The sequence below is a fragment of the Bradyrhizobium sp. ISRA442 genome (assembly GCF_038085055.1).
In the GTDB taxonomy this organism is placed as follows: domain Bacteria; phylum Pseudomonadota; class Alphaproteobacteria; order Rhizobiales; family Xanthobacteraceae; genus Bradyrhizobium.
In genome coordinates, this window is the sequence record NZ_JALGCN010000029.1 from 17392 (window position 1) to 42751 (window position 25360).

Annotated in this window: 19 protein-coding genes and 3 pseudogenes; 12 read left to right on the forward strand and 10 right to left on the reverse strand. The window is 60.5% G+C overall.

The annotated features are described in order from the left end of the window. Nucleotides 1–79 precede the first annotated feature (79 nt). The 11 genes and pseudogenes from MTR72_RS35775 to MTR72_RS35825 all read left to right on the forward strand — a co-directional run bounded on the left by MTR72_RS35775 (nucleotide 80) and on the right by MTR72_RS35825 (nucleotide 12800). A pseudogene (locus MTR72_RS35775) lies at nucleotides 80–3266 on the forward strand (efflux RND transporter permease subunit). A 125-nt stretch (nucleotides 3267–3391) separates the two neighbouring features. Further along, nucleotides 3392–4534, forward strand: coding sequence for an efflux RND transporter periplasmic adaptor subunit (locus tag MTR72_RS35780; protein WP_341512016.1), 1143 nt, complete (start codon nucleotides 3392–3394; stop codon nucleotides 4532–4534). Nucleotides 4535–4828: 294 nt separating this feature from the next. Next, nucleotides 4829–5200 (forward strand): YbhB/YbcL family Raf kinase inhibitor-like protein, encoded by a 372-nt coding sequence (locus tag MTR72_RS35785; protein ID WP_341512017.1) that lies wholly within the window; start codon nucleotides 4829–4831, stop codon nucleotides 5198–5200. Nucleotides 5201–5285: 85 nt separating this feature from the next. Then, nucleotides 5286–6530, forward strand: coding sequence for a S1C family serine protease (locus MTR72_RS35790; RefSeq protein WP_280964617.1), 1245 nt, complete (start codon nucleotides 5286–5288; stop codon nucleotides 6528–6530). Nucleotides 6531–6607: 77 nt separating this feature from the next. Continuing rightward, complete coding sequence (locus tag MTR72_RS35795) at nucleotides 6608–7036, forward strand: hypothetical protein (protein ID WP_280964618.1); 429 nt, start codon at nucleotides 6608–6610, stop codon at nucleotides 7034–7036. Nucleotides 7037–7397: 361 nt separating this feature from the next. Continuing rightward, the gene (locus MTR72_RS35800; protein WP_280964619.1) at nucleotides 7398–8588 is read left to right on the forward strand and encodes an NADH-quinone oxidoreductase subunit D; all 1191 of its coding nucleotides are present in this window, start codon (nucleotides 7398–7400) and stop codon (nucleotides 8586–8588) included. Between the two features lie 20 nt (nucleotides 8589–8608). After that, nucleotides 8609–8935, forward strand: coding sequence for an antibiotic biosynthesis monooxygenase family protein (locus MTR72_RS35805; protein ID WP_280964620.1), 327 nt, complete (start codon nucleotides 8609–8611; stop codon nucleotides 8933–8935). A 97-nt stretch (nucleotides 8936–9032) separates the two neighbouring features. Then, complete coding sequence (locus tag MTR72_RS35810) at nucleotides 9033–10544, forward strand: outer membrane protein assembly factor BamB family protein (protein WP_280964621.1); 1512 nt, start codon at nucleotides 9033–9035, stop codon at nucleotides 10542–10544. A gap of 130 nt (nucleotides 10545–10674) precedes the next feature. Then, a complete protein-coding gene (locus MTR72_RS35815) occupies nucleotides 10675–10953 on the forward strand; it encodes a hypothetical protein (RefSeq protein ID WP_341512027.1) in 279 nt (92 codons plus the stop codon). Nucleotides 10954–11132: 179 nt separating this feature from the next. After that, nucleotides 11133–11570 carry an HIT family protein gene (locus tag MTR72_RS35820; protein WP_341512018.1) on the forward strand — a complete coding sequence of 146 codons (438 nt, stop codon included), beginning with the start codon at nucleotides 11133–11135 and terminating at the stop codon, nucleotides 11568–11570. A gap of 30 nt (nucleotides 11571–11600) precedes the next feature. Then, nucleotides 11601–12800: a site-2 protease family protein gene (locus MTR72_RS35825; protein ID WP_280964624.1), complete on the forward strand. Its 1200-nt coding sequence runs from the start codon at nucleotides 11601–11603 to the stop codon at nucleotides 12798–12800. A 356-nt stretch (nucleotides 12801–13156) separates the two neighbouring features. Here the strand turns inward: MTR72_RS35825 and MTR72_RS35830 are convergent, their stop codons facing one another. Both MTR72_RS35830 and MTR72_RS35835 read right to left on the reverse strand, forming a co-directional pair. Then, nucleotides 13157–13441 carry a hypothetical protein gene (locus MTR72_RS35830; RefSeq protein ID WP_280964625.1) on the reverse strand — a complete coding sequence of 95 codons (285 nt, stop codon included), beginning with the start codon at nucleotides 13439–13441 and terminating at the stop codon, nucleotides 13157–13159. A 348-nt stretch (nucleotides 13442–13789) separates the two neighbouring features. Next, complete coding sequence (locus MTR72_RS35835) at nucleotides 13790–15223, reverse strand: NAD-dependent succinate-semialdehyde dehydrogenase (protein WP_280964626.1); 1434 nt, start codon at nucleotides 15221–15223, stop codon at nucleotides 13790–13792. Between the two features lie 205 nt (nucleotides 15224–15428). Here MTR72_RS35835 and MTR72_RS35840 point away from each other — a divergent pair, with 205 nt between their 5' ends. Beyond that, nucleotides 15429–16001 carry a uracil-DNA glycosylase gene (locus MTR72_RS35840; protein ID WP_280964627.1) on the forward strand — a complete coding sequence of 191 codons (573 nt, stop codon included), beginning with the start codon at nucleotides 15429–15431 and terminating at the stop codon, nucleotides 15999–16001. A gap of 108 nt (nucleotides 16002–16109) precedes the next feature. Here the strand turns inward: MTR72_RS35840 and MTR72_RS35845 are convergent, their stop codons facing one another. The 8 genes and pseudogenes from MTR72_RS35845 to MTR72_RS35880 form a co-directional block, all read right to left on the reverse strand. Then, the gene (locus MTR72_RS35845; protein ID WP_280964628.1) at nucleotides 16110–16931 is read right to left on the reverse strand and encodes a phosphosulfolactate synthase; all 822 of its coding nucleotides are present in this window, start codon (nucleotides 16929–16931) and stop codon (nucleotides 16110–16112) included. A 13-nt stretch (nucleotides 16932–16944) separates the two neighbouring features. After that, a complete protein-coding gene (locus MTR72_RS35850; protein WP_280964629.1) occupies nucleotides 16945–18336 on the reverse strand; it encodes an MmgE/PrpD family protein in 1392 nt (463 codons plus the stop codon). A 378-nt stretch (nucleotides 18337–18714) separates the two neighbouring features. Next, nucleotides 18715–19149 carry a CBS domain-containing protein gene (locus MTR72_RS35855; RefSeq protein WP_280964630.1) on the reverse strand — a complete coding sequence of 145 codons (435 nt, stop codon included), beginning with the start codon at nucleotides 19147–19149 and terminating at the stop codon, nucleotides 18715–18717. A 464-nt stretch (nucleotides 19150–19613) separates the two neighbouring features. Beyond that, nucleotides 19614–20336 (reverse strand): metallophosphoesterase family protein, encoded by a 723-nt coding sequence (locus tag MTR72_RS35860; RefSeq protein ID WP_280964631.1) that lies wholly within the window; start codon nucleotides 20334–20336, stop codon nucleotides 19614–19616. A gap of 2 nt (nucleotides 20337–20338) precedes the next feature. Then, the gene (locus MTR72_RS35865; protein ID WP_280964632.1) at nucleotides 20339–21130 is read right to left on the reverse strand and encodes a nucleotidyltransferase family protein; all 792 of its coding nucleotides are present in this window, start codon (nucleotides 21128–21130) and stop codon (nucleotides 20339–20341) included. A gap of 82 nt (nucleotides 21131–21212) precedes the next feature. Then, a pseudogene (locus MTR72_RS35870) lies at nucleotides 21213–21357 on the reverse strand (IS481 family transposase); the annotation flags it as partial. A 124-nt stretch (nucleotides 21358–21481) separates the two neighbouring features. Beyond that, a complete protein-coding gene (locus MTR72_RS35875) occupies nucleotides 21482–23800 on the reverse strand; it encodes a TonB-dependent receptor (RefSeq protein WP_445819673.1) in 2319 nt (772 codons plus the stop codon). 772 nt (nucleotides 23801–24572) lie between these two features. Beyond that, nucleotides 24573–24788 (reverse strand): annotated as a pseudogene (locus tag MTR72_RS35880) (DUF3141 domain-containing protein); the annotation flags it as partial. Between the last annotated feature and the right edge of the window lie 572 nt (nucleotides 24789–25360).

The window sequence follows — 25360 nt, forward strand, 5'->3', positions numbered from 1 at the left end:
ACTTCTACCGGATTGGCCATGCCGAAGGTGCAGGACAAGTCCGTGTGGCGACGATCATCAATGACATTGGAACGGTCTGATGGGAATCGTTCGCTTTGCTTTGAAATACAGGCATACGTTTTATGTCATGGCTGTCGCCATGCTGGTCCTCGGGACCAGCGCCATCTTGAGTACGCCCAAGGACATCTTCCCCCGGATCGACATACCTGTCATCACGCTGATCTGGCAATACACCGGCCTTACTCCGGAGGAGATGGAACAGCGGGTCACGACCTACAGCGAATATTCCATCAGCTCGAGCGTCAATAACGTCCGTAATATTGAGTCGCAGACGTTGTCCGGCATCAGTGTCGAGAAGATCTACTTCCAGCCCAATGTCAACGTCGATCTCGCGATGAGCCAGATCGTCTCGGCGAGCAACTCCATCCGCAATCTGATGCCCGGGCATTCAGCCACCGATCGTGGTGCAGTACAATGCATCGAGCGTTCCCGTGCTGCAACTTAGCCTGAGTTCGGATCGCCTCAACGAGCAGCAGCTCTACGACTATGGCATCTACCGCATTCGTCAGGCGCTCGCCCCGATCCAAGGCATCACGCTGCCCACGCCCTATGGCGGCAAATATCGTCAGATCATGGTCGACATCGATCCGGCCGCGCTGCGTGCCAATGGACTGACGCCGACCGACGTGGTGAACGCGGTCAATGCCCAAAGCCTGACGCTGCCATCGGGCGACGCCAAGATCGGCCACAGGCAATACATCGTCGGCATCAACTCGCAACCGTCGACCATCGACGATCTCAACAACGTGCCGATCCGGCAGATCGGCGGCACGCCAGTGACGCTCAAGGACGTGGCTCACGTGCGCGACGGCTGGGCCGTGCAACAGAATGTCGTTCGCTCCGAGGGCCGCCGCTCGATCCTTCTGACCATCATCAAGAATGGCGACGCTTCCACGCTCGACGTCGTAGATCGAGTCAAAGCCGCGCTGCCCGAGATCCAGAAGGCAGCGCCTCAAGGAATGGAAATTCGTCCGCTGTTCGACCAGTCGGTGTTCGTTTCGCAGGCTATCGGCGGTGTGGTGCGCGAAGGCCTGATCGCGACCGCGCTGACCGCGCTGATGATCCTGCTCTTCCTCGGCTCGTGGCGTTCGATGCTTATCGTGGCCGTCTCGATCCCGCTATCGATCCTGACCTCTATCGCCATATTTTCTGCGCTGGGCCAGACCATCAACACGATGACGCTCGGAGGACTTGCGCTCGCCATCGGCATCCTGGTCGACGATTCCACCGTGGCGATCGAGAATACGCATCGGCTGTTCGAAAGAAGGATGGATTTTCATCAGGCGGTGGTCGAAGGAACGGCCGGAATCGCCCTTCCGACCCTGGTGTCTACGCTGGCGATCTGCTCCGTGTTCGTCTCCCTCTTCTTCCTGCATGGGCCGGCGAGGTTTCTGTTTACCCCGCTTGGACTTGCGGTGTCGTTCGCCATGCTGGCATCCTATCTCATCGCGCGCACGCTGACACCGATCATGATCGACCTAATCCTGCGCGGCGAGCGGCCAGGCGAACACACTCGGTCGACAATCACGCGCTCATTCTCGCGGCTTCACGACCGTTTCAACCGCGGCTTCGAGCGCTTCCGCGAGTTCTATGGCTGGCTGCTCGCAGGCTTGTTGGCGCGTCGCATCCTGGTGCCGATCGTGGCAATCGTCACCGTCGCTACGTCTGTCGCCATTTCTCCCTTCATCGGCTCCGATTTCTTTCCGCCGGTCGACGCCGGCCTCATCCAGCTTCACGTGCGGGCGCCGGCGCGCACACGCATCGAGGATACGGAGCGGATATTTCAGAAGGTCGAAGACAAGATTCGCCAGCACATTCCAGCCCGCGACCTCGGACTTGTGCTCGACAATATCGGGCTTCCCCAACGTCTCTACAATCTCGCTTTCACCGACGGCTCGACCATCGGGGTCAATGACGGACAGATCCTGATTTCCCTGAAGGAGGGCCATCGCCCCACGGCGGACTATGTCCGCAGTCTGCGCGAACAACTGAGGCAGGCCTTCCCGGATGTGCTGTTTTATTTCCAGCCGGCCGACATGGTCACCCAGATTCTCAATTTCGGCATTCCTTCACAGCTTGACATCGAGGTGCAGGGACAGAACCACGCCGAAAATCGTGAAATCGCCAAGACGTTGAAGCAGCGCATGAGCAGCGTGCCCGGCCTCGTCGACGTCCATATCCAGCAGGAGCTCGATGCGCCCGAATTGCGTTACGATATCGACCGAAACCGCGCTCAGGAGCTGGGCCTGTCGGTCCGCAATATCGCCAACGACATCAATGTCAGCCTGAGCTCCTCGGAACAGGTCTCTCCGAATTTCTGGACTGATCCGAAAGCCGGAATTCCCTACTATCTCGTAGTCCAGACGCCCCAATACAGCATCAGCAGCGTCGACGACATCAAGAATACGCCGATCACCAGCTCCGCCTCGGCGCAAGCGCCCATTCCAAATGTGCTCGGCAACGTCGCGACTATCGCGCGCCGCCCGATCCAATCCGTCTACAATCATTCGAACGTGCAGCCGGTCTACGACATTTATGGGAGCGTGCAGAATTCGAATCTCGGCGAGGCCGCGTCACGGATCCAACCGATCGTCAATGATCTCAACTCCAAGCTCAAGCCCGGCAACCGCATTGCGGTACGCGGGCAGGTCGAGAGCATGAATTCCGCATTCAAGGATTTGACAATCGGCCTGCTGTTCGCGGCGCTGTTCGTCTACCTGCTCATGGTCGTAAACTTCCAGAGCTTCCTTGATCCGCTTGCCGTCTTGCTGGCGCTGCCAGGGGTCGGCAGCGGCATCCTGCTGATGCTGTTCGTCACCGGGACGTCGCTAAGCGTACCTTCTCTGATGGGCGCGATCATGGCGATGGGCGTCGCCTCGGCGAACTCCATTCTCCTCGTTGCATTCGCGCGCGAGCGACGCCAGGCGGGCGCAGACGCCACGCAAGCGGCGCTCGAAGCGGGCAAGACCAGGCTGCGCCCGGTTCTGATGACGGCCGCCGCCATGGTGGCCGGCATGATACCAATGGCGTTCGCAGGCGCGGGCGAGGAGCAGAACGCCGTACTGGCCCGCGCCGTGATCGGCGGAGTCGCGATGGGTACCGCCACCACGCTACTCTTCGTTCCCTACCTGTACTCGGTCGTCGGTCGATACGAGCATGCTACAGCGTCCGAGTCGCGCGGCGGTGCCAGGGAGACGCTGAGATGAATGGCCATGGACAGACGCGAAGCCCTGTCGATCCCGCCGACTCCGACGATATGCGCGCAACTACCCAACGTCGCCGGATCACCTGGAGCGTCGCCCTCGGCGCGCTCGCGATCGTCGCCTGCCTCGTGGGCTACGGCGCCTGGCGCCACCTGGAGACCAAAGCGCTGGCGGAGGAGACCCTGCAGCGCGAGCAGCGCACGGTACCCACGGTTCGGATCAAATCGGTCAGCCCGGTCGTCGAACCGAGGCCGCTCGATCTTCCGGGCACGATCGATGCGTTCGAGAGCGCCACGCTGTTCGCGCGGGCAACGGGCTATATCAGCAAGCGTAACGTCGACATCGGCAGCCGCGTGCACGGCGGCGATCTCCTCGCGACGATCGCTGCGCCGGATCTCGATCAGCAACTGGCCCAGGCGCGCGCGCAACTGGTGCAGCTCGAAGCCGCGCTGGAGCAAGCCCGCGCAACCGAGCAATTGGCGCGCGCCAACAACGAGCGAACCTCTCGTCTGGTGGTTCAAGGCTGGCAATCGCAGCAACAGGGGGACACCGACCGTCTCTCATTCGCGGCACAATCGGCCGGCGTACGCGTGGCCGCGGCCAATCTCGAGGCGCAGAAGGCACAGGTCTCCCGCCTCGAGCAACTGACCGGATTCGAGCGTGTGACAGCTCCATTCGACGGCGTCATCACTGCGCGCCAGGTCGACGCCGGCAGCCTGGTCACGGCCGACACCGCCAGCGGCACGCCTTTGTTCTCGATTGCCCGGACCAACACGCTACGTGTGCAGGCCTATGTGCCCCAGGACGCTGCGCTGGCGACCAAGGATGGGTCGCAGGCCGATATCACCGTTCCGGAACTTCCCGGACGGACATTTCATGGCACCATCGCGCGCAATGCCAATGCGCTGCAGGCCGGGACCCGCACTTTGCTCACGGAAGTCGATATCGACAACTCGGACGGCACGCTCCATCCCGGGCTCTACTGTACGGTTCGGTTCGCCGTGCCACGCACGCAGCCGGTGATGGTCGTGCCGGCTGAGGCCGTGATCTTCGACGAGCGCGGATTGAGCGTAGCGGTCTTTACCGACGGAAAATTGCATCTGCGGCATATCGAGCTTGCAGCGGATAATGGTGCACAAGTCGAGGTCAAGCAGGGCTTGAATGCCGGCGAGTACGTCGTCCTCAACCCACCGGTGACGATTACAGATGGCATGCCGGTTAACGCGAACGGCGCAAATTCCGGAACCGATCGGAAGGTCGCCACTCAATAGGTCGGCCCACCGAGGCGTAAGCCAACCGACGCGACGGAAACAAGGAGTCGTTTTGTTCCGACAAGAAACTCCTGCTGAAATTGGCCGTTTCTTGAGGACGGTAGAAACCTTTGCCTCGATCTGTCGCTGGGCGGAAGAAGGGCAAGGCTTCTGCCTCAAGAGGTCACCACGACATCATGCAAGCCGACCGGAGGCTCAAATGCCATTCACCTTGACAAGCCCTGCATTCCGCGACGGCGAGCGTATACCGGTCAGATACACCGCGGACGGCGAGAACTTCTCACCGCCCTTGCAATGGTCGGATCCGCCGCCGGCACCAAAAGTTTTGCGCTCGTGGTCGAGGATCCGGATGCGCCATCGGGCACGTTCCGTCATTGGGGACTCTACAATATCGTGAGCGGACGTACCCTTCTGCCGGAAGGTGTCGGCCGCGGCGAGGCAAAATCAGAAAACATAGGCAAGGGTGTCAACGACTTCGGCGAGCCGAACTACCGTGGGCCCGCACCGCCCAAGGGCCACGGCACGCATCACTACCATTTCAAACTCGCGGCGCTCGACATCGAGGCGCTCTCGCAGGCACCCACGCTCGCCGTGGCCGATGTCTGGAAGGCGGCCAAGAAGCATATGCTTGGACAAGCGGAGCTCGTCGGCACCTACAGCCGGTGAGCCGTCACGGGATTGTGCTCCGCGCGGACCTTGGAGTACGGCCGCGAGCGAAGCGGATTGCCAGGCAACGGGAAAAACGAAAACAATGACAGTGGAAGCAGCGTTTCGAAAATTGATCTTCGGCCATCATCGAACGTCAGCTACCGGCGGCATGATCGCTTTGACGGCCCTGGCCGCCGTCAGCACCGCTGTTGCGCAGCCGCAATCTACCCATGACACCAGTGTCGCAGTGTGGCCTGCGGGCGCGATCCACTTGATTCGAGATGTCGCGCCGCCAAATGGAGGGCCTAATAACTTTGCCGAGATCGCTGAGAGAGTTCAACCCGCAGTCGTCGGCGTCATCTCAAAATCTGCAGAGACTAGGCAACTTCCGCCAGACCTACCGTTTCGATTCGATACGCCTGACGAGGACATTCCCGGTAAGCGAGTTCCGGGACCTGATGGCCTGAACCCCGGAAGAGGGCCGAATACACTCGAAGCGGTTGCAATGGGATCAGGATTCTTCATCTCGCCCGACGGTTACGCCGTAACGAACAGTCACGTCGTCAAGGACAACGATACTGCCGAGATCCTCACGAGCGACAAGAAAACCTACTCCGCAAAGGTGGTCGGAAGGGATCCGCTCAGCGACCTGGCCCTCATCAAGGTCGACGGGCGAACCGACTTTACCTACGTGAAGATAGCTGGGCAACCGCCACGTGTCGGCGACTGGGTGCTTACCGTAGGCAATCCATTCGGGCTTGGAGGTACAGTCACGGCGGGCATCGTCTCGGCTCGCGAACGCGAAATCGAGAATGGTCCGAGCGAGGGTTTCATTCAGATCGATGCACCGATCAACAGCGGCGATTCTGGCGGACCAAGTCTCAACACCAACGGCGATGTCATCGGCGTGAACAGTATGATCTTCTCGCTGACCGGTGGCTGGTCGGGGGTTGCGTTTGCGATCCCGGCAGACACCGTCAGCGCGGTAATACCCCAATTGAAGGAAAACGGCACCGTAACGCGCGGATCGATGGGTGCCGAAGTCCAATCAGTTACTCCCGAGATTGCCGATAGCCTCGGTGCCGACAACCTTCATGGTGCGATCGTTACCGGCATTCAAGACGGCGGCCCCGCAGCGAAGGCCGGATTGCGACGTGGTGACGTAGTCACGTCGGTGGGTGGACAACCAATCAAGAGCGCTACCGAGTTGACAAAGAAGATCCACGCGACGGCGCCCGGCTCGTCGGTTCAGCTCGCGATGGTTCGCGCCGGAAAGCAGAGTTCATTGAGCGTAACCCTGGGTCAGCTCCCGCATGAGCCGCGGCAGCAGCCGGGCAGTCCAGAGTAGTCGACGCCGAACCCGAACGGTTCCGTCGGTCTGCCTGCCCGCCAAGCGGTACTGCGAAGAACAAGTTGGAGAATTTCATGTGTGACTACAGCCTCCATGCCGTTCACTCGCGTCCGGCAAAGGCTGGCGATTTGCTGATCTTAAGCGAATTCGCCGGTACCGCTACGCGAGGGTTCTCGACAATCGCGGAGCCAAAGACGTGCGCGTGCCTCCTGCCAGGCACCGAACTTGCCTTCAGCGAAGACGCCGTACTCGACCACCCGTTTGCGACGCTTTTCCCGAAAATGGAATTCGGCAACATTGGGTCGCGGTTGGCGCGATTCCGAAAGATCAACCAGAGAGTGACGAACAGGCATCACGACGCGCTGGAATTTGCGAACGGCAAGGTTGTGCTTCTTACAAGACTGCGCGTGGGTCAGAGGGCAGTCGTGCTGCAACTTCCTGCGAAGCCCAATGAGAGCAGGTTGTTCAGATTGGAGCCGGACCAGCACGCGCCAGTGGTCTAGAACGACCAGGGGCATCCTGTTGAGTCGTTCCCAGCGGCGCGCGGGGGGCGGATGCTCAGGCTCGGACAGGTGGAGGCCGCCCCCTCTGTCGCACAGAACCATCCAGCCGCCAATCGTGCTCAACATCGTCTGTCATCTGCATCTTCTGTCATCTGCCCAATCGAGTGCAAACCCGAGCGCTTCCGGGTTGTGGCTGGGGCACGGTGCGGTTGCGCAATCCTCGCTCGCGGCCGAGTGAGGCGAGACGAGCTTTAGGAACGCCAAAGGCTTGGGACGCGTTGAAGGCGCGTGAATGCTGTGCGCCGCCCAGGCCATGGGTCGAACTATGCCGGCTCGAAGGCGCCATAACTGCGAGTTTGCTATGACTGAAGCAGGCCTCCGCAATTTCACCATCAATTTCGGTCCCCAACATCCCTCGGCCCACGGGGTGCTTCGACTTGTGCTGGAGCTTGATGGCGAGGTCGTGCGCCGCGTCGATCCTCATATCGGGTTGCTTCATCGCGGCACCGAAAAGCTGATCGAACACAAGACCTATCTGCAATCGATCGGGTATTTCGACCGGCTCGACTATGTTGCGCCGATGAATCAGGAGCACGCATTCTGTCTCGCAGCAGAAAAGCTGCTTGGCCTCGAAGTGCCGCGGCGCGGCCAATTGATCCGCGTGCTCTATTGTGAAATCGGACGCCTGCTTTCGCATCTTCTCAACATCACGACCCAAGCGATGGACGTCGGCGCGCTCACCCCGCCGCTGTGGGGATTTGAGGAGCGCGAAAAGCTGATGGTATTCTACGAACGCGCATCCGGCGCGCGCATGCACGCAAACTACTTCCGCATCGGCGGCGTGCACCAGGATCTTCCACCGAAACTGATCGACGACATCGAGGCCTTTTGCGACCCATTTCTGCGCGTGGTGGACGATCTCGATCGACTCCTGACGAATTTACGCATCTTCAAGCAGCGCAATGTCGATGTAGGAAAGGTGACGCTGAATGAAGCCTGGGGGTTGGGCTTTTCCGGCGTCATGGTGCGAGGCTCGGGCGCGGCCTGGGATCTGCGCAAGGCGCAGCCCTATGAGTGCTATCCCGAGATGGATTTCGACATTCCGATCGGAAAAAACGGCGACAATTACGACCGCTATCTGATCCGTATGGAGGAGATGCGCCAGTCAGTGCGCATCATGAGGCAGTGTATCACCAAGCTCCGGGCTGCCGACGGACAGGGCCCGGTTGCGGTGCAGGACAACAAGGTCTTCCCTCCGCGCCGTGGCGAAATGAAGCGCTCGATGGAGGCCCTGATCCATCACTTCAAGCTCTACACTGAGGGCGTTCATGTGCCTGCTGGCGAGGTCTATGCGGCAGTGGAAGCCCCCAAGGGCGAATTCGGCGTGTATCTGGTCTCGGATGGGACGAACCAGCCTTACAGGTGCAAGATCCGTGCGCCCTCCTTCGCGCATCTGCAGGCGATGGACTTGCTCTGCCGCGGCCATTTGCTGGCCGACGTCGCAGCGATCATCGGTTCGCTGGACATCGTTTTTGGAGAGATCGATCGATAATGTCGTGAAAGGAGATCGCCATGCCGCAGATCCAAATCGACCCGCAGCCAGTCACACAAATTACCATCATCGACGCGGAGCCGGGGAAGCAGACCGAAGCCTTGTCGCTCATGAGAGAGCGAGCCCGCTTCATGCAACGCCAGCCGGGGTTTATTTCGATCAGCCTGCATCGCAGCCTCGATGGGCGCCGTATCGTCAACTACATTCAGTGGGAAAGCCGCGACCTGCTGCGGGCCGCGCACCAGTCGCCTGACTTTCGCAAGGCCTGGAGCCAGTTCGGAAGGCTCACCGACGATATCGATCCTCATCTGTACGAGGTCGCCGAGGTCCTCGCGGAGAGGGGGTGAACCGGCGCTTGGTGAGCGCGAGGGCGAAACGACACAGTTCATGTGAGAGGCTCCCCATGCAGATGGAACCGGAGCAGCACGGGACTGTTAGGCGCTCATGAACATCCGAAGCGCCTTTTCAATGGCGGCACGTCCTGTATTGATGGCCGGACTACTTGCACTTGCGGCGTCGCCGCCGCTGTCCGTCCTTGCTCAAGACAGCTCGGTTCTGACCTATCACGGTGACAATAGCCGAAGCGGCCAGTACGTCGTTCCGACGTTGTCCTGGGAGAAAGCCAGATCGGTTGAGCTGGATCGGGCGTTCAACGCCCACGTCGCGGGCTCGATGTACGCCCAGCCACTTTACTGGCGTCCTCCTGGCGCGGACGCCGGGATGCTATTTGTGGCCACCGAGGACGACGTCGTCCAGGCCTTGGACGCGACGACCGGCAAGGAATTGTGGAGGCGCGTAGTCGGGCGTCCTGTTCGCCGTTCGTCGCTGCCGTGCGGGAATATCGATCCGCTTGGCATCACCGGGACGCCCGCAATCGACCCTACAACCCAAGCCATCTATTTCGATGGTGCCGTGGAGCGGAGAAACGGCCCGCGCCACGAAGTGTTCGCACTCTCGACAAAGGATGGCAGCGTTCTCCCCGGCTGGCCGATCGATGTGGCTGCCCTTCTGCAAAAGGCAGGACGACATTTCGATCCGAGCGTCCACAACCAGCGTGCGGCACTCACCCTTCTCGACGGCACTGTCTATGTCGCCTTCAGTGGCCATTTCGGTGATTGCGGAAACTATCACGGCTGGGTGGTTGGACTCTCCCTGCGCGAACCCGGCAAGCATGTCAGTTTCGAAACGCGTGGGCGAGGAGGCGGCATCTGGGCGCCGGGTGGTCTCAGCGTCTCCGAGCACGACATCTACTTTGCGACCGGGAATACGCTCGGCGCACCGACCTGGAGCGACGGTGAAGCCGTGTTTCACGTTGGACCCGACCTGCGCCGCAGTGACGACAAGAAGGACTATTTTGCGCCGTCGGACTGGAAAACACTCGATGCCGGCGATGCGGATCTCGGGGGCAGCAATCCGCTTGCTTTCAACATATCCGGAGCCGGCGGGAGCCGCGCTCTGATCCTGGCGCTGGGAAAGGATGGCAAGGCTTATCTTCTCGACCGAAATAGACTCGGTGGCGTTGGCGGCCAGTTGGCGGTCGAAACAGTATCCCAGTCGTCGATCGTCACGTCGCCAGCCGCCTATCGTGTCGGCGAAGATGTCTTTGTTGCCTTCCAAGCCTCAGGAGCGCACTGCCCGCAGCCTGGCCGAGGCCACGATTTGACGGTCTTGAAGATCGCGGCAGGCCCGTCGCCGGCGGTCGCCACCGCCTGGTGCGGCGCGCTCCGCGGCCGCGGCTCCCCCATTGCGACCACCACGGACGGCCATTCCAACCCGATCGTCTGGATGCTTGGCGCCGAAGGCGACAATCGGCTGCACGCGTTCCGCGGCGATACCGGCGAACCGATTTTTGTCAGCGAGCCCTTGAGCGGTCTCCGACGCTTCCAGACGCTGATAGCGACGCAGGATCGCCTCTATGTCGGCGCCGACGGGCGCATTTACGCCTTCAAGTTCTGAACGGCACGGTGATCACCTGAACGGTCATGACCCTGCTCCCCCCAATGCGCTCGTCAACTCTTTGATCCATCAGGCGATGTGCTAGTGTCCACGATCACCCAACCGGACCGACGGTGAACGCACTGTGATCATGGTCGAGCGAGTCAGCGATGGCGATCCACTCGGATTCGAGGTGATCGTTCGTGTGGGAGACGGTGAGACCCGTCACCACGTCACTTTGGCACGAGATACTTGCGAGAGGCTGACGATGGGCACGTACCCGCCGGAGCATTGCATCAGGGCTGCGTTCCAATTTCTGCTTGACCGCGAACCCAAAGAGTCAATCCTGCGGCAATTCGACGTCACCGTGATCTCCCGCTACTTTCCCGAGTTCGAGCGCGAGCTGCCGAGCTATCTCTCCCGATCCTGATTTGGCCGGCAATCGCCAGCATGTTGGCGGCCGCAGCCGGCATCCTAGGCATCGGAAAGAGGAACCCTCCCCCGGTGAGCAGCGGATGAACACGAACCGGCATGAACCTGTGACCGAGACTCGCGTTGACTTCGCGTCGAAATGTCCGCCCCTCAGTTTCGCAGCAAAGGGCATGAACAATGGTCGACTGTCCGTTCTGCAAAATCGTCAGCGGCGAGATTCCGTCAACGAAGGTGTATGAGGACGACGAGCATCTCGCGTTTCTCGACATTCGCCCGCAATCTCCGGGGCACACTCTTGTCATCCCAAGAAAGCACCGGCGCTGGGTCTGGGATGTGCCGAATGTTGGCGCGTATTTCGAAGTCGTACGAATGATTGCGCGCGCAATGCAACAGGCATTCCCGAGGAAATACATTCCCGCATTATGGGCGAAGAAGTGCCACACGCACACATTTGGCTGTATCCCGCTCCAGGCCGGGCGAAAGGCGACCCGAGCGATTTCGAGCAGAATGCGAAAGCAATCCGCGACGCACTTGGGACGAAATGATCCAGAGTTCTGGGCATCAAGTTCGCCGACATTCTTCGTGCAGCGCCTGATGCGCCTTGTTCAGCCTTAGGAACAAGCGCCTTCGACGCGATGTTTTCCCATGAACGCCACTGCTCGCGAGGCAGCGATGTTCCTGCACAGGATCAAGATCCTCACGCTCGCCGGGTTTACGGTATGGATCGACATCTCGTGGCTCATCCTGGCGGCTCTGTTCATTTGGACACTGGCGCTCGGCGAGTTCCCCCGCACAGTTCCGAATTTATCGGCCAGCGCCTATTGGTGGATGGGGTTCGCCGGCACGATCGGTTTGTTCATCTCGATCGTCCTGCATGAGCTGAGCCACGCTCTGATTGCGCGGCGTTACGACATGCCAATCGCCGGCATTACTCTGTTCATCTTCGGCGGGGTCGCTGAACTGCACAAGGAGCCGAGCAGCGCCAAGGCAGAATTCCTTATGGCGATCGGCGGGCCGATCGCAAGCATGGTGCTTGGCACCATCTTGCTCCTGGTCGCTGCTGCAGGTGAGCAGACCCTGTCTCGCGCCGCATTCGGCGTGCTCGACTATCTTGGTACCCTCAATTGGATCTTGGCGCTGTTCAATCTCATTCCCGCGTTCCCGCTGGACGGCGGACGGGTGCTCCGCGCCGGCCTTTGGGGCTGGATGAGCGACTTTGGACGGGCCACACGCATTGCCGCCGGCAGTGGCGAGTTCTTTGGCATTGCCATGATCCTGTACGGCATCCTGGAATTCATCGCCGGTAGTACAATCAGTGGTGTCTGGCTGTTCTTTATTGGGTATTTCCTGCACGGCGCCGCCGGTGCGGCGCGGCACGAGTTGGCACTTCGCCGAACTTTCGGTGGGCTTCCCGTTTCCACGCTCATGCAACGTAATCCGATCGGGGTCGCACCGGATCTTTCCATTGCGAAATTGATCGAGGACTACTTTTATAGATACTACTTTAAGGCTTTCCCAGTGCTGCGCGACGGCGAACTCCTCGGCTGCATCATGGCGAAAGACGTCCGCGATCTGGGTCCCTCCGACACCACCCGGCGCCACGTCGCTGATGTCATGCGCCCCTGCTCGCCGGAGATCATTGTCCCTCCGCATCTGGATGCGCTGGAGGCGCTTGCCAGGATGCAGGGCGGTCGGCACAGCCGGCTGCTTGTGGTCGAACAGGGACGGCTTCTCGGCGTCCTGGCCTTGTCCGATATGCTTCAATACCTCTCGCTGAAGCAGGAGCTTGACCCAAACATGCAGGATCTTCCGTGGAACGATGCCAGGACCCGGGTTGGGATCTGAAGCGCCTCTGTGCGCGAGTGCTGAAGCAGCTTGGTATCAATCGGCTGACCAAATCATAAGGTCAGGACGCAGAAGGTCGGCTCAGCCAGGTTGAAGGCGATGCCCGAAGCCCGAAAGCCAAGCGCCGCCGCGGCCCACGGCACCAACATGTCGATGGCAGAATCCCTGCCCCTGAGTCGGCTCCTGCCAAATCTCGACCGATCCATCGACCCATTGGCCAAAGCCCCTATTGCTCGTCAATGAAGGTGGCCGTCACTGCGAGGCGCGTGGACCGCGCGCCCCCTTCATTCGCCGCCTGACGCAGAGAGGGCGCTGACCCGGGCGCGTTAACTTGCGTGACATCACTTCATGACCGCTCACTTACCACCAAGAGGCTTCGCGGGTGCGCCATTCTTGTTTCCGGGCAGGCCGGCAATTTCCGCGGAATCCTGTTGCTTGACCGTCGGATTCACCTGCTCAGCGACTGTTGCGGAACGAGGCGGAGGGCCGCTCTGGATTCCGGCGTCGCCTGGAATTCCGGCGCCTGAATTCTGGGCGCTCGGAACGTGGGTGTCGAGGTTCATCGTTTGCGCGGCGGCCGGCGGAGCCGATACCGCCGCCGCAACGATCACTGTGCCAACAATGTTCTTCATCGTCTCCATCCTTTTTCGTTGGAAGGTGTCGGAACAAGAGCCGTTCGGCCTTCTCCCGATTTGCCAACACCGGTCGCGAACGCCTGTTTCCGCCCGCGCCGAATTTAACGTGTGAGGAATCGCGGCCCCACGGGTGACCAAAGCGCGGCGCAACGACGCGACCGGCACGGATTTGCGTGGATCAAGTGCCGCTCAGTTCCGCAGGCAGAACCGCCTATTCGCATCGATCCACGTTTTGGAGCCCAAGGTGGCCTCCGCACGGTTCATGCCTTCAAGTCGTCCGGGCAAAAAGCGCTGTGGACATTCTCGTGTACCGAAGGCCCGTGCCTCGGTTACCGAATTCGACCCGCGAAGCAACTACAGTGGCTCAACCAAGACCGACTTGATATTGCAGAATTCGCGGATTCCAAATTCGGATAGTTCACGCCCGTAGCCACTGTCCTTGACGCCGCCGAATGCCAACCTTGGGTCTGAACGGACGTTCTCGTTCACAAACGCGGCGCCCGCGTCGAGCTCTTCCGCCGCTATCCGTTCGCCTCGAGCGGCGTCACCGGTAATCACCGCCGCTCCGAGACCAAAGTGACTGGCGTTGACGGTACGGATCGCGTCCACCTCGTCCTTGGCGGAAATGACGGCGGCGACCGGTCCGAACACCTCTTCATCATGCGCAGGCTGCCCGGGCCGCACGTTTGACAGCACCGTGGCGGGATACCATGCACCCGGTTGCTTCGGCACTTCGCCACCGAGCAGAATTTTGGCGCCCTTCTTCACGCTATGGCTAACCTGGCTCGCAATCTGATCGCGCGAATGTACGCTTTCCATCGGTCCCAGTCTGGTCTTCGGATTGCTCGGGTCTCCCACTACATAGTGGCGCATCTCTTCGATCAGCGCGCGCTCGAACACTTCCCGTATGCTCTCGACCACGACAAACCGCTTGGCCGCAATGCAGCTCTGGCCGCCATTGACCATCCGTCCGCGCGCGCAGATCTTGGCGGCCGCAATGGGATCGGCATCTTCCAGAACGATGTAGCCGTCCGATCCTCCAAGCTCGAACACGCCCTTCTTCATGACGGCGCCCGCAGTTGCAGCGACAGACTTTCCGGCCGCGACGCTGCCCGTCAGCGTCACGGCGGCAATATGCGGATCCTCGATCAGCGGCTTGAGGTCCTTGGATGACAGAAGCACTGTTCGGAAGATGTTGGTCGGAAATCCGGCCTCCCGAAAGACCTCCTCAATCGCAAGCGCGCAGCCGGGCACATTGGAAGCATGTTTGAGAACGCCGCCATTTCCGGCCATCAGATGCGGCGCCGCAAATCGCATCACCTGCCAGAAGGGAAAATTCCAGGGCATCACCGCAAGGATGACGCCGAGCGGATTGAATGTCACGAAAGCACGAGGGGGAGGCTTTGGCCCGGCATGGTTGACGCTCATATCCTGAGGGATTGGCCTCAAAAATTCTTCGGCATGTTCCGCAAAAAATTCGCAACACCAAGCGCACTTCTCGAGCTCGGCCAAACCATCCGTAACGGTCTTGCCCATCTCGTCGGTCATCAATCTGGCATAGCGTTCGCGGTTCCTGCGAATGGCTTGCGCCGCGTTCTTCATCAGATCCGAACGAACGCTGAATGGAGTCCGCCGCCAGTCAATTTGCGCCCGATGCACATCAGCCGCAATCGACATGGCTTGATCCACTGCATGTCCTTGATAAACGCGGCCGTTTTCGCCAGTCGCCGGATTGATGGTCTGGAATGAACGAGCTGCCGCCGCTGCCAGAGTCTTTGTCTTGGCCATGTCACGCTCCTATTCTTTGGCATTGATGCGCGCGGCAGCCATGCGTCGAGCGCTCTCTAGAACGAGCTTATGGGTCGAAAACTCGCGCCGGCAACACCGGGTTCCAATGCGGAATTCCGAGGGTCTAGCGCTCTTGGAAATCGGCGGCGCGACGATGGTTGATAGAACCAGAACGTCGCCGTTCTCAGGCCTGGCAGAGGAACCGATGGGCAAGGCAAGCGCCCCCAACACACGTCTCGATCATCGTCGTGTCGCGCCCGAGGGCCGGTTCCGACGACCGCGGCTATACGTGGTTGGCGAGGCACCCGGCGCCGAGGAGTCTACGCAGGGCAGGCCTTTTGTCGGTCCGGCCGGCAGAGCGTTGCGCGAGATGCTGGAGGAGGCCGGAATCGAACCCCGCCAGGTGCGTTTGGCAAACGTCATTCCTTTCCGGCCAATCGCATATTCCAAGGATCGGAAACCACGCAATCGCAGCCCAACGATCGAGGAAGTCGACCACTATGGCGCAGCCGTGTTAGCCGACATCCGGCGTTCAAGGCCTGGCATAATCGTTGCGCTCGGCAGCACAGCATCCCGCCTGTTTGGCCAGTCACAATCAATCCGGATGACGCGCAAGGCAAAACTGCAATTTGAAGGCCATCCGCTCCGCATCACTTTCCACCCAGCCTACGCCCGCCGCTTCGGCGGGCGTAACGGCGATGCATGGCGTCAGGCGGTCGCTGATCTCCGCCTGGCTTGGCAAGAATCGGCGGTTCATTTGAATCCAAATCGCGCTTGAAGACTGGATGACGCGTACCATTGACGATTTCGGCCTCGATCGACCGCGAGGTCACCGGCGGCGGAAACGAAACGCACAATGTGCGATCCGTCGCTCAGGTCCGCACCGTCAACCGGGCAGGTTCTGAATTCGACCCCAGGTGCTCTTGGTGCCCCAGATCCCTGAGCGCAGCGCCTCGAGTTGCACGATCTGGCTGTGGTCGACGAACAGATTGACCTCGTTTCCGTAGTTCTTGACATACCATTCAAAGACCTGCGGGTCGGCGCCTTCGAACATGACCTTTTCGAGCCCGAGCTGATTGATGATGCGGGCGACCACATCGGTGCGCCAACTGCTGACGTTTTCGGTGATCCCTTCGCTTTCGATCATGATGATGTCGGCTCCGGCATCGAGCACCCGCTCGGCTTGCGCGACGAGCCAGCCGACATCCTTGGTACCCTCGGCTGCGAGCTCCTCGGTCGACGTGCTGCCGCCAGCGCCGAACTGAATGCCGAGTTCGGGCTTCGCCTTCAGCCCCGCTCTTTTCACCTTCTGCACGAGACGCAGCAGGCTATCGGTCGGCAAGCTGATGAAGCCTGTCGAAATCTCGATCACATCAAAGCCAAGCACCTTGGCCTCCTCGATGTAGCGATCGACCGCGTCCACGCCGAAGCGCACAACGTTCTCGATCCAGCCGCCGGTTGAGACGTAGACGTCATGATCGTGCGCCAGCTTGTTGATCGACCTGACCGCATCGGCTGGCATCAGCGCAAAAGAACCACCGGCATATTTGAGACCGTCAACCCAGGTGCCGACCGTTTCCAGGATATCGGCCAGATGGCGGGGACCATAGGCGCTGTAATAGGGACCTCTGATCTCGGTGATGCCGACCCGGCGCGGCTTGGCCGAGCGTGCCGCCCGGGGAATGAAGGGAAATGTGGTGTCTGCCATGGCTTCATCCTCCTCAGAACTTCGTTCGAACCTCCGCCGGCGGGATTGAGATGTCGCCGAGCAGCGACGTGAGAGCGGCAACTGGGCACTCCTCCAGCGACGCAATCGCCTCGGCGAGTGCGTCGCACTCGGAACGGCTCGCGACGGCAGCCGTGACGCTATCGAACTTGCGGCGCGCCGCGGCCCAATCGAACGGCCTGGTATGAAAGCCGTGATAATCGTCGCAACGGATCCGAAACACAGTCCCGTCCTTCTGTTCGACTTCGAGATCAGCAGGGATCCGCTGCGGGAACTGCGCCGACAGGCCGGGATCGGGCGTGACCGTCACCTTCCGCAGCAGCATCTGGACATCTTCGGCCGAAATCCGTTCGGGTGCGTATTGCTCCGGCTGCACCTCGCCGTCGATCAACGCGACCGCCAGCATGTAGGGCAGACTGTGATCGGCCTCCTCCTTGGTTCGCACGATTCGCTTGTCGCCCTCCTCCCCTCCGCCAATGATCTGATGGGCTACCGCAAACGTCTTGAGCCGTATTGCCGAGACTGCGGCCGCCTCGAAGCCCGGGCGAGCACGAATATCGAGCGCTGCGTCGAGCGCAGATTGGGCGTGGATCTCGGCATTATGCTGCTTCACGATCGTTCGGCGCACGCCTTCCAGATCCTCTTGTCGCCAGTCAATCTCGAAGGGGCCGCCGATCACCTCCTTGAATCCCTTGATGCCCTCGAACACAGCTTGGGGGCCGGTAATGCCGCGACTGGCGAGCAGCGCTGCGTGCGTGGCCGACATCGCCGTATTCGGATAGGCGAGTCCCTTCCAGTGAGACAGCGCGCCTGTGCGGGTGATACGCAGCGCATTGTTGGCAGTGCCGCTGATGGCGATCGCATGCGCGATCTGTGCAGACGGCAAGGCCAGCGCCTTGGCAGCGCCTGCAGCGGCCGCGTACGCCCCCTGTGTGGTATGATCGAAGCCCTTGTCGCGGACCGGAGCGGCATCGCTCAATCGGATGTGGACCTGGTAGGCGACAGCGAGCGCGGTGAGCAGATCGGCCCCACTCGCCTCCCGCATCTCCGCTGTTGCCAGGACTGCGCCGAGATTGTCGGATGGATGGCACGTCTCACCGGGCGCTATATAGCTGTCCATGAAATCAAGGTACCGGCTGAGAGCGCCATTGTAGAACGCGGCGCGGTCCGGCGCGGTGCGACCGCCTCCGATGAGCGTGGACAACGGACGACCGCCAAGTTCGGCGACGAGACCGCGAATCGCCGCGACAGGCGGCGCATCCAGCGCTGCGATGGCTACACCAACCGTATCCAGCACGCGAATTTTGAGCTGCTCCAGCGCCCGCTCGCTCAGATCCTCCAGTCGGGCACGTTCCACAAACGTTGCGAGCTCCTGTACCTCTTTCATGACCGCAGGCTCCTTGTCTTGCTCCGCTGCCGAGCTCCGCCCATGCGGGCAAGCATTCCAGCACGGTCAGCCTCAGGCCCGCATCGTCGCCGTCCTTTCAGCCGCTTGCCTGCGATGCAGGGTCAACGTAACAGCATGAAGACGGTTGCAACGCGAGAACAAGAACCGGGATGGGTAACTGGGCTCGATTACGACGGCCCGCCGCGTCTGGCTTGAACCGAGCGATGTCATCAATGCCCCCCTTGCCAAGTTGAGAAAGCTGTTGAGACGGTAGCGCCGGACCCCGCTAGCTGTGACCGGCGCGGCGGGGGTCCGCATGCCGGCGATATCTTCCGTCAGCTCACTTGCTTGGCTGATGCGATCGTCGTGTTGCTCTGTCTAGGCAGCTTGCGTGTGCTGGCCGCCGGGCCGCGAGATTTGCTGCAACGAGGCTGCAGTTGCATCGCGTTCGTGGCTTCGCGCTATGTCACCCAAGGAAAGTATGCCTACCAGACGCTTTTGCCGATTGAGCACCGGCAGCCGCCTGACTTGAATATCGCCCATGTTCCAGCAAACCGAGTCCAAGTCCTGGTCCTCGAAGCAATATTTGACGTCGGGGGTCATGACTGCCTTGATCTTCGTGTCCGGTCCGCGCCCTTTTCCAAGCACGCGGATAGCGAGGTCCCGGTCGGTGACCATGCCTACGAGGTAGTCACCTTCCGCAACCGGCAATAGCCCAACGTCAAGCAGGGCCATCGCTTCGGCTGCCTCTCCTACCGTGTCTTCGGGGCTGCAAAGCTGAACGTCCGAGGTCATTACATCAGACACTCTCATGGAATTTCTCCGCTCTGATTGGCCTCCAACAGCCAGCGATACCTGACGTTCCTGAGCGGCGGACAAGCCGTCCTGCAGGCGATTCCGGTGCACTTCGGGCGAGGCTTCCCGCTTGCTGTGTGAGGCCTCGCGATCGGCGGAACCTTCCTAGAAGTCCGCTTGAGGGCCATGTTCCGGCGATCCGACCAGCGCTCGCCTTCCAGGTGCGTCGATTTCCCAGATCCGCCCATTTCGTGCGTATCAAATTCTTGCTGCCCAAAAAAGCGGCCCCGCCATTTGCATTTGCGCAAAGTGACGGGGCCTTCGGAACATTCGCCTCTTTCGAGGTCCCTGCTCCTTGTCGGGCAACGTCCAACCAGCCGCCGCGTTCCGTTGGCTAGGGCTTTTTTCAATCCATGCCGTTCCGGGTTGAGATCTCGACGCTGGCGGTGCTTGCGTTACCGCATTGAATCTAGATGCCCGGCTCAGACCTCAATCAAGGCATAGGGTCGGCCGGTGGGCTTCTCGATTGATCGGGCCACGTTGTAGACTCGCGCCCCCCCGGGCGTGCGGCCCTCATAGCGGCCCTGATGGGCATGGCCATGCACCACTGCACTCACCTTAAATCGATCGATCGTTTCGCCGAGACGTGACGAGCCGAGGAACGGAAGAATCTCCGGTGGCTCGCCCTCTACCGTATCGAGAACCGGCGCGTAGTGAAGAACAACGACAGCCTGCTTGCTGGCGACGGCGCGCATTGCATTTTCGAGGCGCGTCGCTTCGTTGACGGCTTCGGCGACCAGGCTTTTGACGACGGCCTCGCCGAACGAAGCAAGCATGCGGCGGCCAAACCCACCGATGAAGCCCTTCACCCCGACGAAGGCGACGCCATCGATTTCGTACGACTGCCCATTGAGCAGGTGCATCCCGGCACCCTTCAAGATGCGCTTTACGTCTTCAGTCTGCCCTGACTCGTAGTCGTGATTTCCGAGCACGCCGACAACGGGAATGGAGCAGGCGCGCAAATCCTCCGCCAGAAGTTCCGCTTCGGACGGTTTGCCGAGGTCAGTGAGGTCGCCGCAAAGGACAAGCGCCTGGGCCTTGGTCGAAAGCTCAGCAAAGAGCTCCCGGAAGGACAACGTGCGATCCTCCTTCACGTGGAGATCGCCAATGGCAGCGAAAGTGAGGTTGTCGGGCTTTTCAGACATCGCTACTCACTATCCTCGTCTGCGTCGACAAAACCCCATTCCTCAATGGCCTGCTCGTAATCGACCTGCGAAAACAGACGCCCACGACATATCTTCACGCGCGGAGGAGGAAGCTCAAACTGAGTCTTCAGGCGGGCGACCAGTTCGTCCATCAGCCAACGCGGCACGCATTCGCGTTCGCTCGGATAGGCCCAGCGGAAGTTGAGTAGATGTGCCAGAAGCACCTCCCAATGCAACTCCATGTGGGCAAGCAGACGCCGCCAATCGATCTGGTCGTGCTGTTTGAGAATGAGATGCGCGATGTCCGCACCGTCGTAACGGTGCCGTAGCTGGACGAAAGCCTTGGACCAGATCAACTCCGTCGGGGCAATGATGCGCATCAACGTGCCGAACACCTCGATGCGCGGTGCGGATTCGAACCATTGGTCGGTCACCGGAGCCATGCCATGCCAGAACGCGAAGATCACATCGAAGAAGTCCTCGCCCTGGAAGACTTTGCCGAGCCAGCGTTCGTCCTCGATTTGGACGGTGTATCCGAGGCGCCGGAAGTGATTGAGAACCCGGGGATAATCAGTCGGCTTGCACACGATATCGAGATCTTTGGTCGCGCGCGCCACGCCGGTATAGGCGCTGAGCGCATAAGTGCCGGCCAACAGAAACGGAAGATCGAGCTTCGCGAGCTCGCGCAAGGCTTGAGTATAAAACACCTCGGCGCGGACCGACGGCACGGTCGGCTCAGCGGCTGCATCGACCGTCTTTATGGATCCAGCGACCGGTCTGATTTCCTTTGCCATGAAGGTTCACTCGAAGCTTATCGGCTTCGGCCATAAGCCACCTATTTGACAATCGAATAGGCCATGCAAGGTTCCGCTCGCCCTAGATGTGGAGCCTCAAGAGGTTATCCTCGGTCAAACCCAGTCTGCTGATCGGCGTTCTATAGTCGGTGCCAGTTGTATCAGTGCAGCCAGATCGGCAGCCCTTGGGCGCGCCGATCTGATGTCGGATAGGCTTTGGCATAAGCTCAATCCCGAAGTGCGGTCTGCGATTTCAATGGCTTACACTTATGCACCGATGCAACACATGAACGTCCAAACTCGCGCTTCAGAAGCTCCCATGAAGCGCATCACCAGCCATAAGAGCAACGATTAAATGTCCACGGTCATCGACAGCAGATACGTGCGCGGTGCTCCCAGGAAGAACGTTCCGAATGAAGCTACGCTGGACCAGTAATTCGTACCGGTCACATTCTGAACGTTGGCGCGGAAAACCGTCTTCCTGCCGTTGATCGCCGTCGTGTAGCGCGCACCGAGATCGAGTCGCGTCCAATCCGGGATCGGCTGCTTGTTCGCCGCATCGACGAACTGCCTGCCCGTGTAGATGACTGCCCCATTCAAGGTGAGCCCTCTCACCCACGGGAGATCCCACTCGGCTCCAATATTGGCCTGTAGGTTCGGAACGCCGATTGGGGTGTTGCCCACGTTTGCCGCGATCGCGGTCTTCGTCAGGGTGCCATCCAGCAGCGAAATGCCTCCGAGAACACGAACATCGGGCATGAGTTCGCCGTAGACGTTGAACTCGAGCCCGCGTACTTGCGTTTCGGCGGTCGCCGCGAAGCGCCCGGCCAACAGCTCGCCGCTCGCCTTCGATATCTCGAAGGCGCTGAAGGTGGTTGCGAGCCGGCCGAAGTCCACCTTGATGCCGGCCTCGTATTGCTTGGCGATATAGGGCGCGAGCACTTCGCCGGAATTGGAAGCACTTTGAGGCGCGATGTCGCCCCGGCTTAGCCCTTCGACGTAGTTCGCGTACAGGGAAACGTTGTCCATGGGCCGGACGACGAGGCCGACCACGGGAGTGGTCGCGCTCTTGTCGTAGGACGTCGTTAGCGTTCCGACATTGGAGAGATAGTTGTTCGCCTCGACGCCCTGGCGCCGGACACCCAAAGTCAACAGGATACGTTCATCGAGCACGGACAAGGTGTCGGCGATCGCGAGCCCCGTGAGTTCACTGTCCGAGAGCCGAGGGCGCCCGCTGATCTCGTTGGCGAACTGAGTTGGCGCCACGGTCGGAATATAGATGTTCGACGTAACCAGACTGCCATTGGTGAGCCGCCGGTACAGCGCGTCATGATAGACCGAGGCCTGGAAGGTGACGGCATGGTGAACGAATCCGGTATCGAAGCGGGCCCGTACACCGCCATCATATGTGTGCCGATCAATGCTCAGCCCGAAGAATTGCGGCGTCGAGGTCGTGTCGCCGCTGGTGTTGATGATCGTTGGAAGACCGAAGAAGCGCTCGACATTGGTTCGCGATCCGCCGACGTCGGCAAACAGCGTAACCTGATCGGTTATGTCGTATTCGGTGCGCCACAAGGCAGATTGATCGTTGATGCGCGACCACTCCCAGGATTGCGTCACGTTCAGCCGGCCGTCCGGCGCCTTCGGCACTTGCAGCCCGGTCGCCATGAGGAACGGACGTGACGGAGCATCGAACCGATCGGTCTGCGCGATAAGGTAAAGCCAGGACCTGAACCGTTCGCCCTGATAGTCGAGTGCCAGTGATCCGACACCCGTCGTTTCAGACTGGCGGTCAATCGGCGTGTCGCCGCTGCGCAGACTGCCGCTGGTGCGCAGGCCCCATTCCTTGCTGTCGCCGTAGCGCCTCGCAACATCCCAGTAACCGCCGAACCGTGTGGTCGAACCGTAACCGGCGGTGAAGCGGGTCAAGTCCTCTCCCGCACGCTTAGGCACAACATTGATGACGCCGCCGACACCGCCATTGGGTGCGATCCCCGAGAGCGCGGCTAAGGGCCCCTTGAGCACTTCGATGCGCTCGACGTAATCCGTGAAGATGCGATAGCTCGGTGCGATGCCGTAGAGACCTTCGAAGGCGAACTCACCATTGTTGCCTTCGTTGATCGGGAAGCCGCGAATATTGAAGGAATCGACCACACCGCCCGTGGGGTGGGAACTGCGCACGGAAGGATCCAGGATCAATGCATCCGCACCCGTCGCCGCCTGCTGATCCCGGATGAATCTGTCCGTGTAGCTCGTCACGTTGAACGGTGACTTCATCGTGTCGATGTTTCCGAGCAGTCCGAGCCGCGCACCTTGAGCGACTTGGCCGCCTGCAAAGGCCGGCATGACACCCGACTGCGACGGCTGCGATTGCACCGCGACGGTTACGGTCTGTGGGGCGCCAGGCGCCGTGGTGCGGCGCGAAGCTGATCGAGCCCCGGCGGCATTTCGTTTGATCGATGCGCGGCGGACCGACTGTTGCGTCGGAGCATCGATGGTCACGGGTGGAAGTGAGGTGGTGCCTTGCGGTGTTTGGGATCGAGCGGGCGATTCGCACCACGCCAACAACGCCGCTCCACCCAGCAGCACCGCACCAAAGCGAGCTACCGTCCCAACCCCACCTGCACGTCGCATTTCCAGAAAGTCCCTCATCAACAACACGGCGCCCAACGTGAAATGGCTCCACGATCGGCCTGCAACAACCACGGATCGACGATCCGCTCTCCGCGTTCGAACTCGGCCGACACGTATGGCGCCGTGAATCAACTCCCCCGCAGACTCGAACTCCGCGTTGGTTGCCTGCGCCTCATCGGCAAGTCCGATCGCTAGCGATCTGCACCGTCTCCTTAGAGAGACGCTATGGTGACCACAACGCAAATGCGTGGGCTGCGACTTAGAATGTCTCGATCGTCGATCGACTCGAGCCAGCGGCACCGTGTTTGGAGAAATTCCAAAGTTGCTTTGGAAGATTCTAGATCAGTGCTGTTGAAATTTGGCAGGAAGGATGGACGGGAACGCTCTCCGCAGAGGAGATGCTTTTCCTGGAAGCGGCAACGATTTGGCTCGCCTTTGCCGATGGTGTGACATAACGACTCGCGGCTGAAGATCACGGCGCCTTTGCCGGATCACCGTGATCAGTAGCGGTGCCGCGTGCCGCCACCGACAGGACAAGAAGACGCGCAACCGCGAACATCGCCTGCAGCACGGGCGTGGCTCCCTGTTCAAATTCTGGCGACAACACGTCCTGGCAGCGTCGGCTCTCACCCGACCAAACGCGCAGAACGCTCAACATCTTGGTGATTTGGGAGGTGCCGGATGAAACCTGCCGTGAAGGGCCTGGTTATGCGATCATCAAACGCGACTATTCGGCATGGCCACTTCAACGCGGATCAGCTTAGCCGTTGCCGGCGTGCTGCTGATCATCTTCGGTGGGACGGCCATTGAGAGTGTTGGACGGGTTCTGGTTCTCGAAGTTCTGCACCAGCCAGGCACCATCGAATCTGCCGGCGCCAAGATCGCTGGTCAGCGCCGTGAGCCAGCTTCCGCCCAGAAGCCCACCCGAGTAGCGCATCGGATATTTGCCGTGCATGCCGACCCAGTAGGCAAGCGGTGCGCCGGCGATAATCAGGGGGCCGAACAGCTTGGGCCGCAGCGAGGCCCTGGGACGCGCAAACACATAGGACACGCCGGCCGTGCGCAGTTCCAAAAGGTGAGCGTCGGAGACGTGCTCTCCGAGAACCGCCATGGCATGATCGCCGCCCACATTGTCTTTACCGAAATGTACGCGCCCCGATGGGTCTATCCCGATCGCGAGCTTGGGGCCGTTGCGATTTCCGAGATGCGCCTCGCGTGTCAACTTTGGCGCACTGGGGCGTCCCTTTGCCATTTCGCTCATCGTCTTGCGGCCGACGATCCACCCATCGGCCTCAAAGCTTTCGTGAATCCTTCATAGTGGCCGCGCAGGACATCGGACAAGATACCCGCGGCAATGACGACTTCTTGAGGCAAGTGACAGGCTCCGGAGTCATTCTGCGGCGTGAGTTCGTCGCCTTCGGCACTGATCGTCAACATTATCGAAAGGCACCGGAAGCATCACAGGTGTTGGGCTTTCTCTTTCGACGCACCTGAGCGGTGGATAGTACTGCTGAGGTCCTGTGCCAGGCGCACGCGACGCTTCGCGGGATCGATCCTAACGAACTAATCCTTTGTGGCGCTCAGCAAAGTTGACGA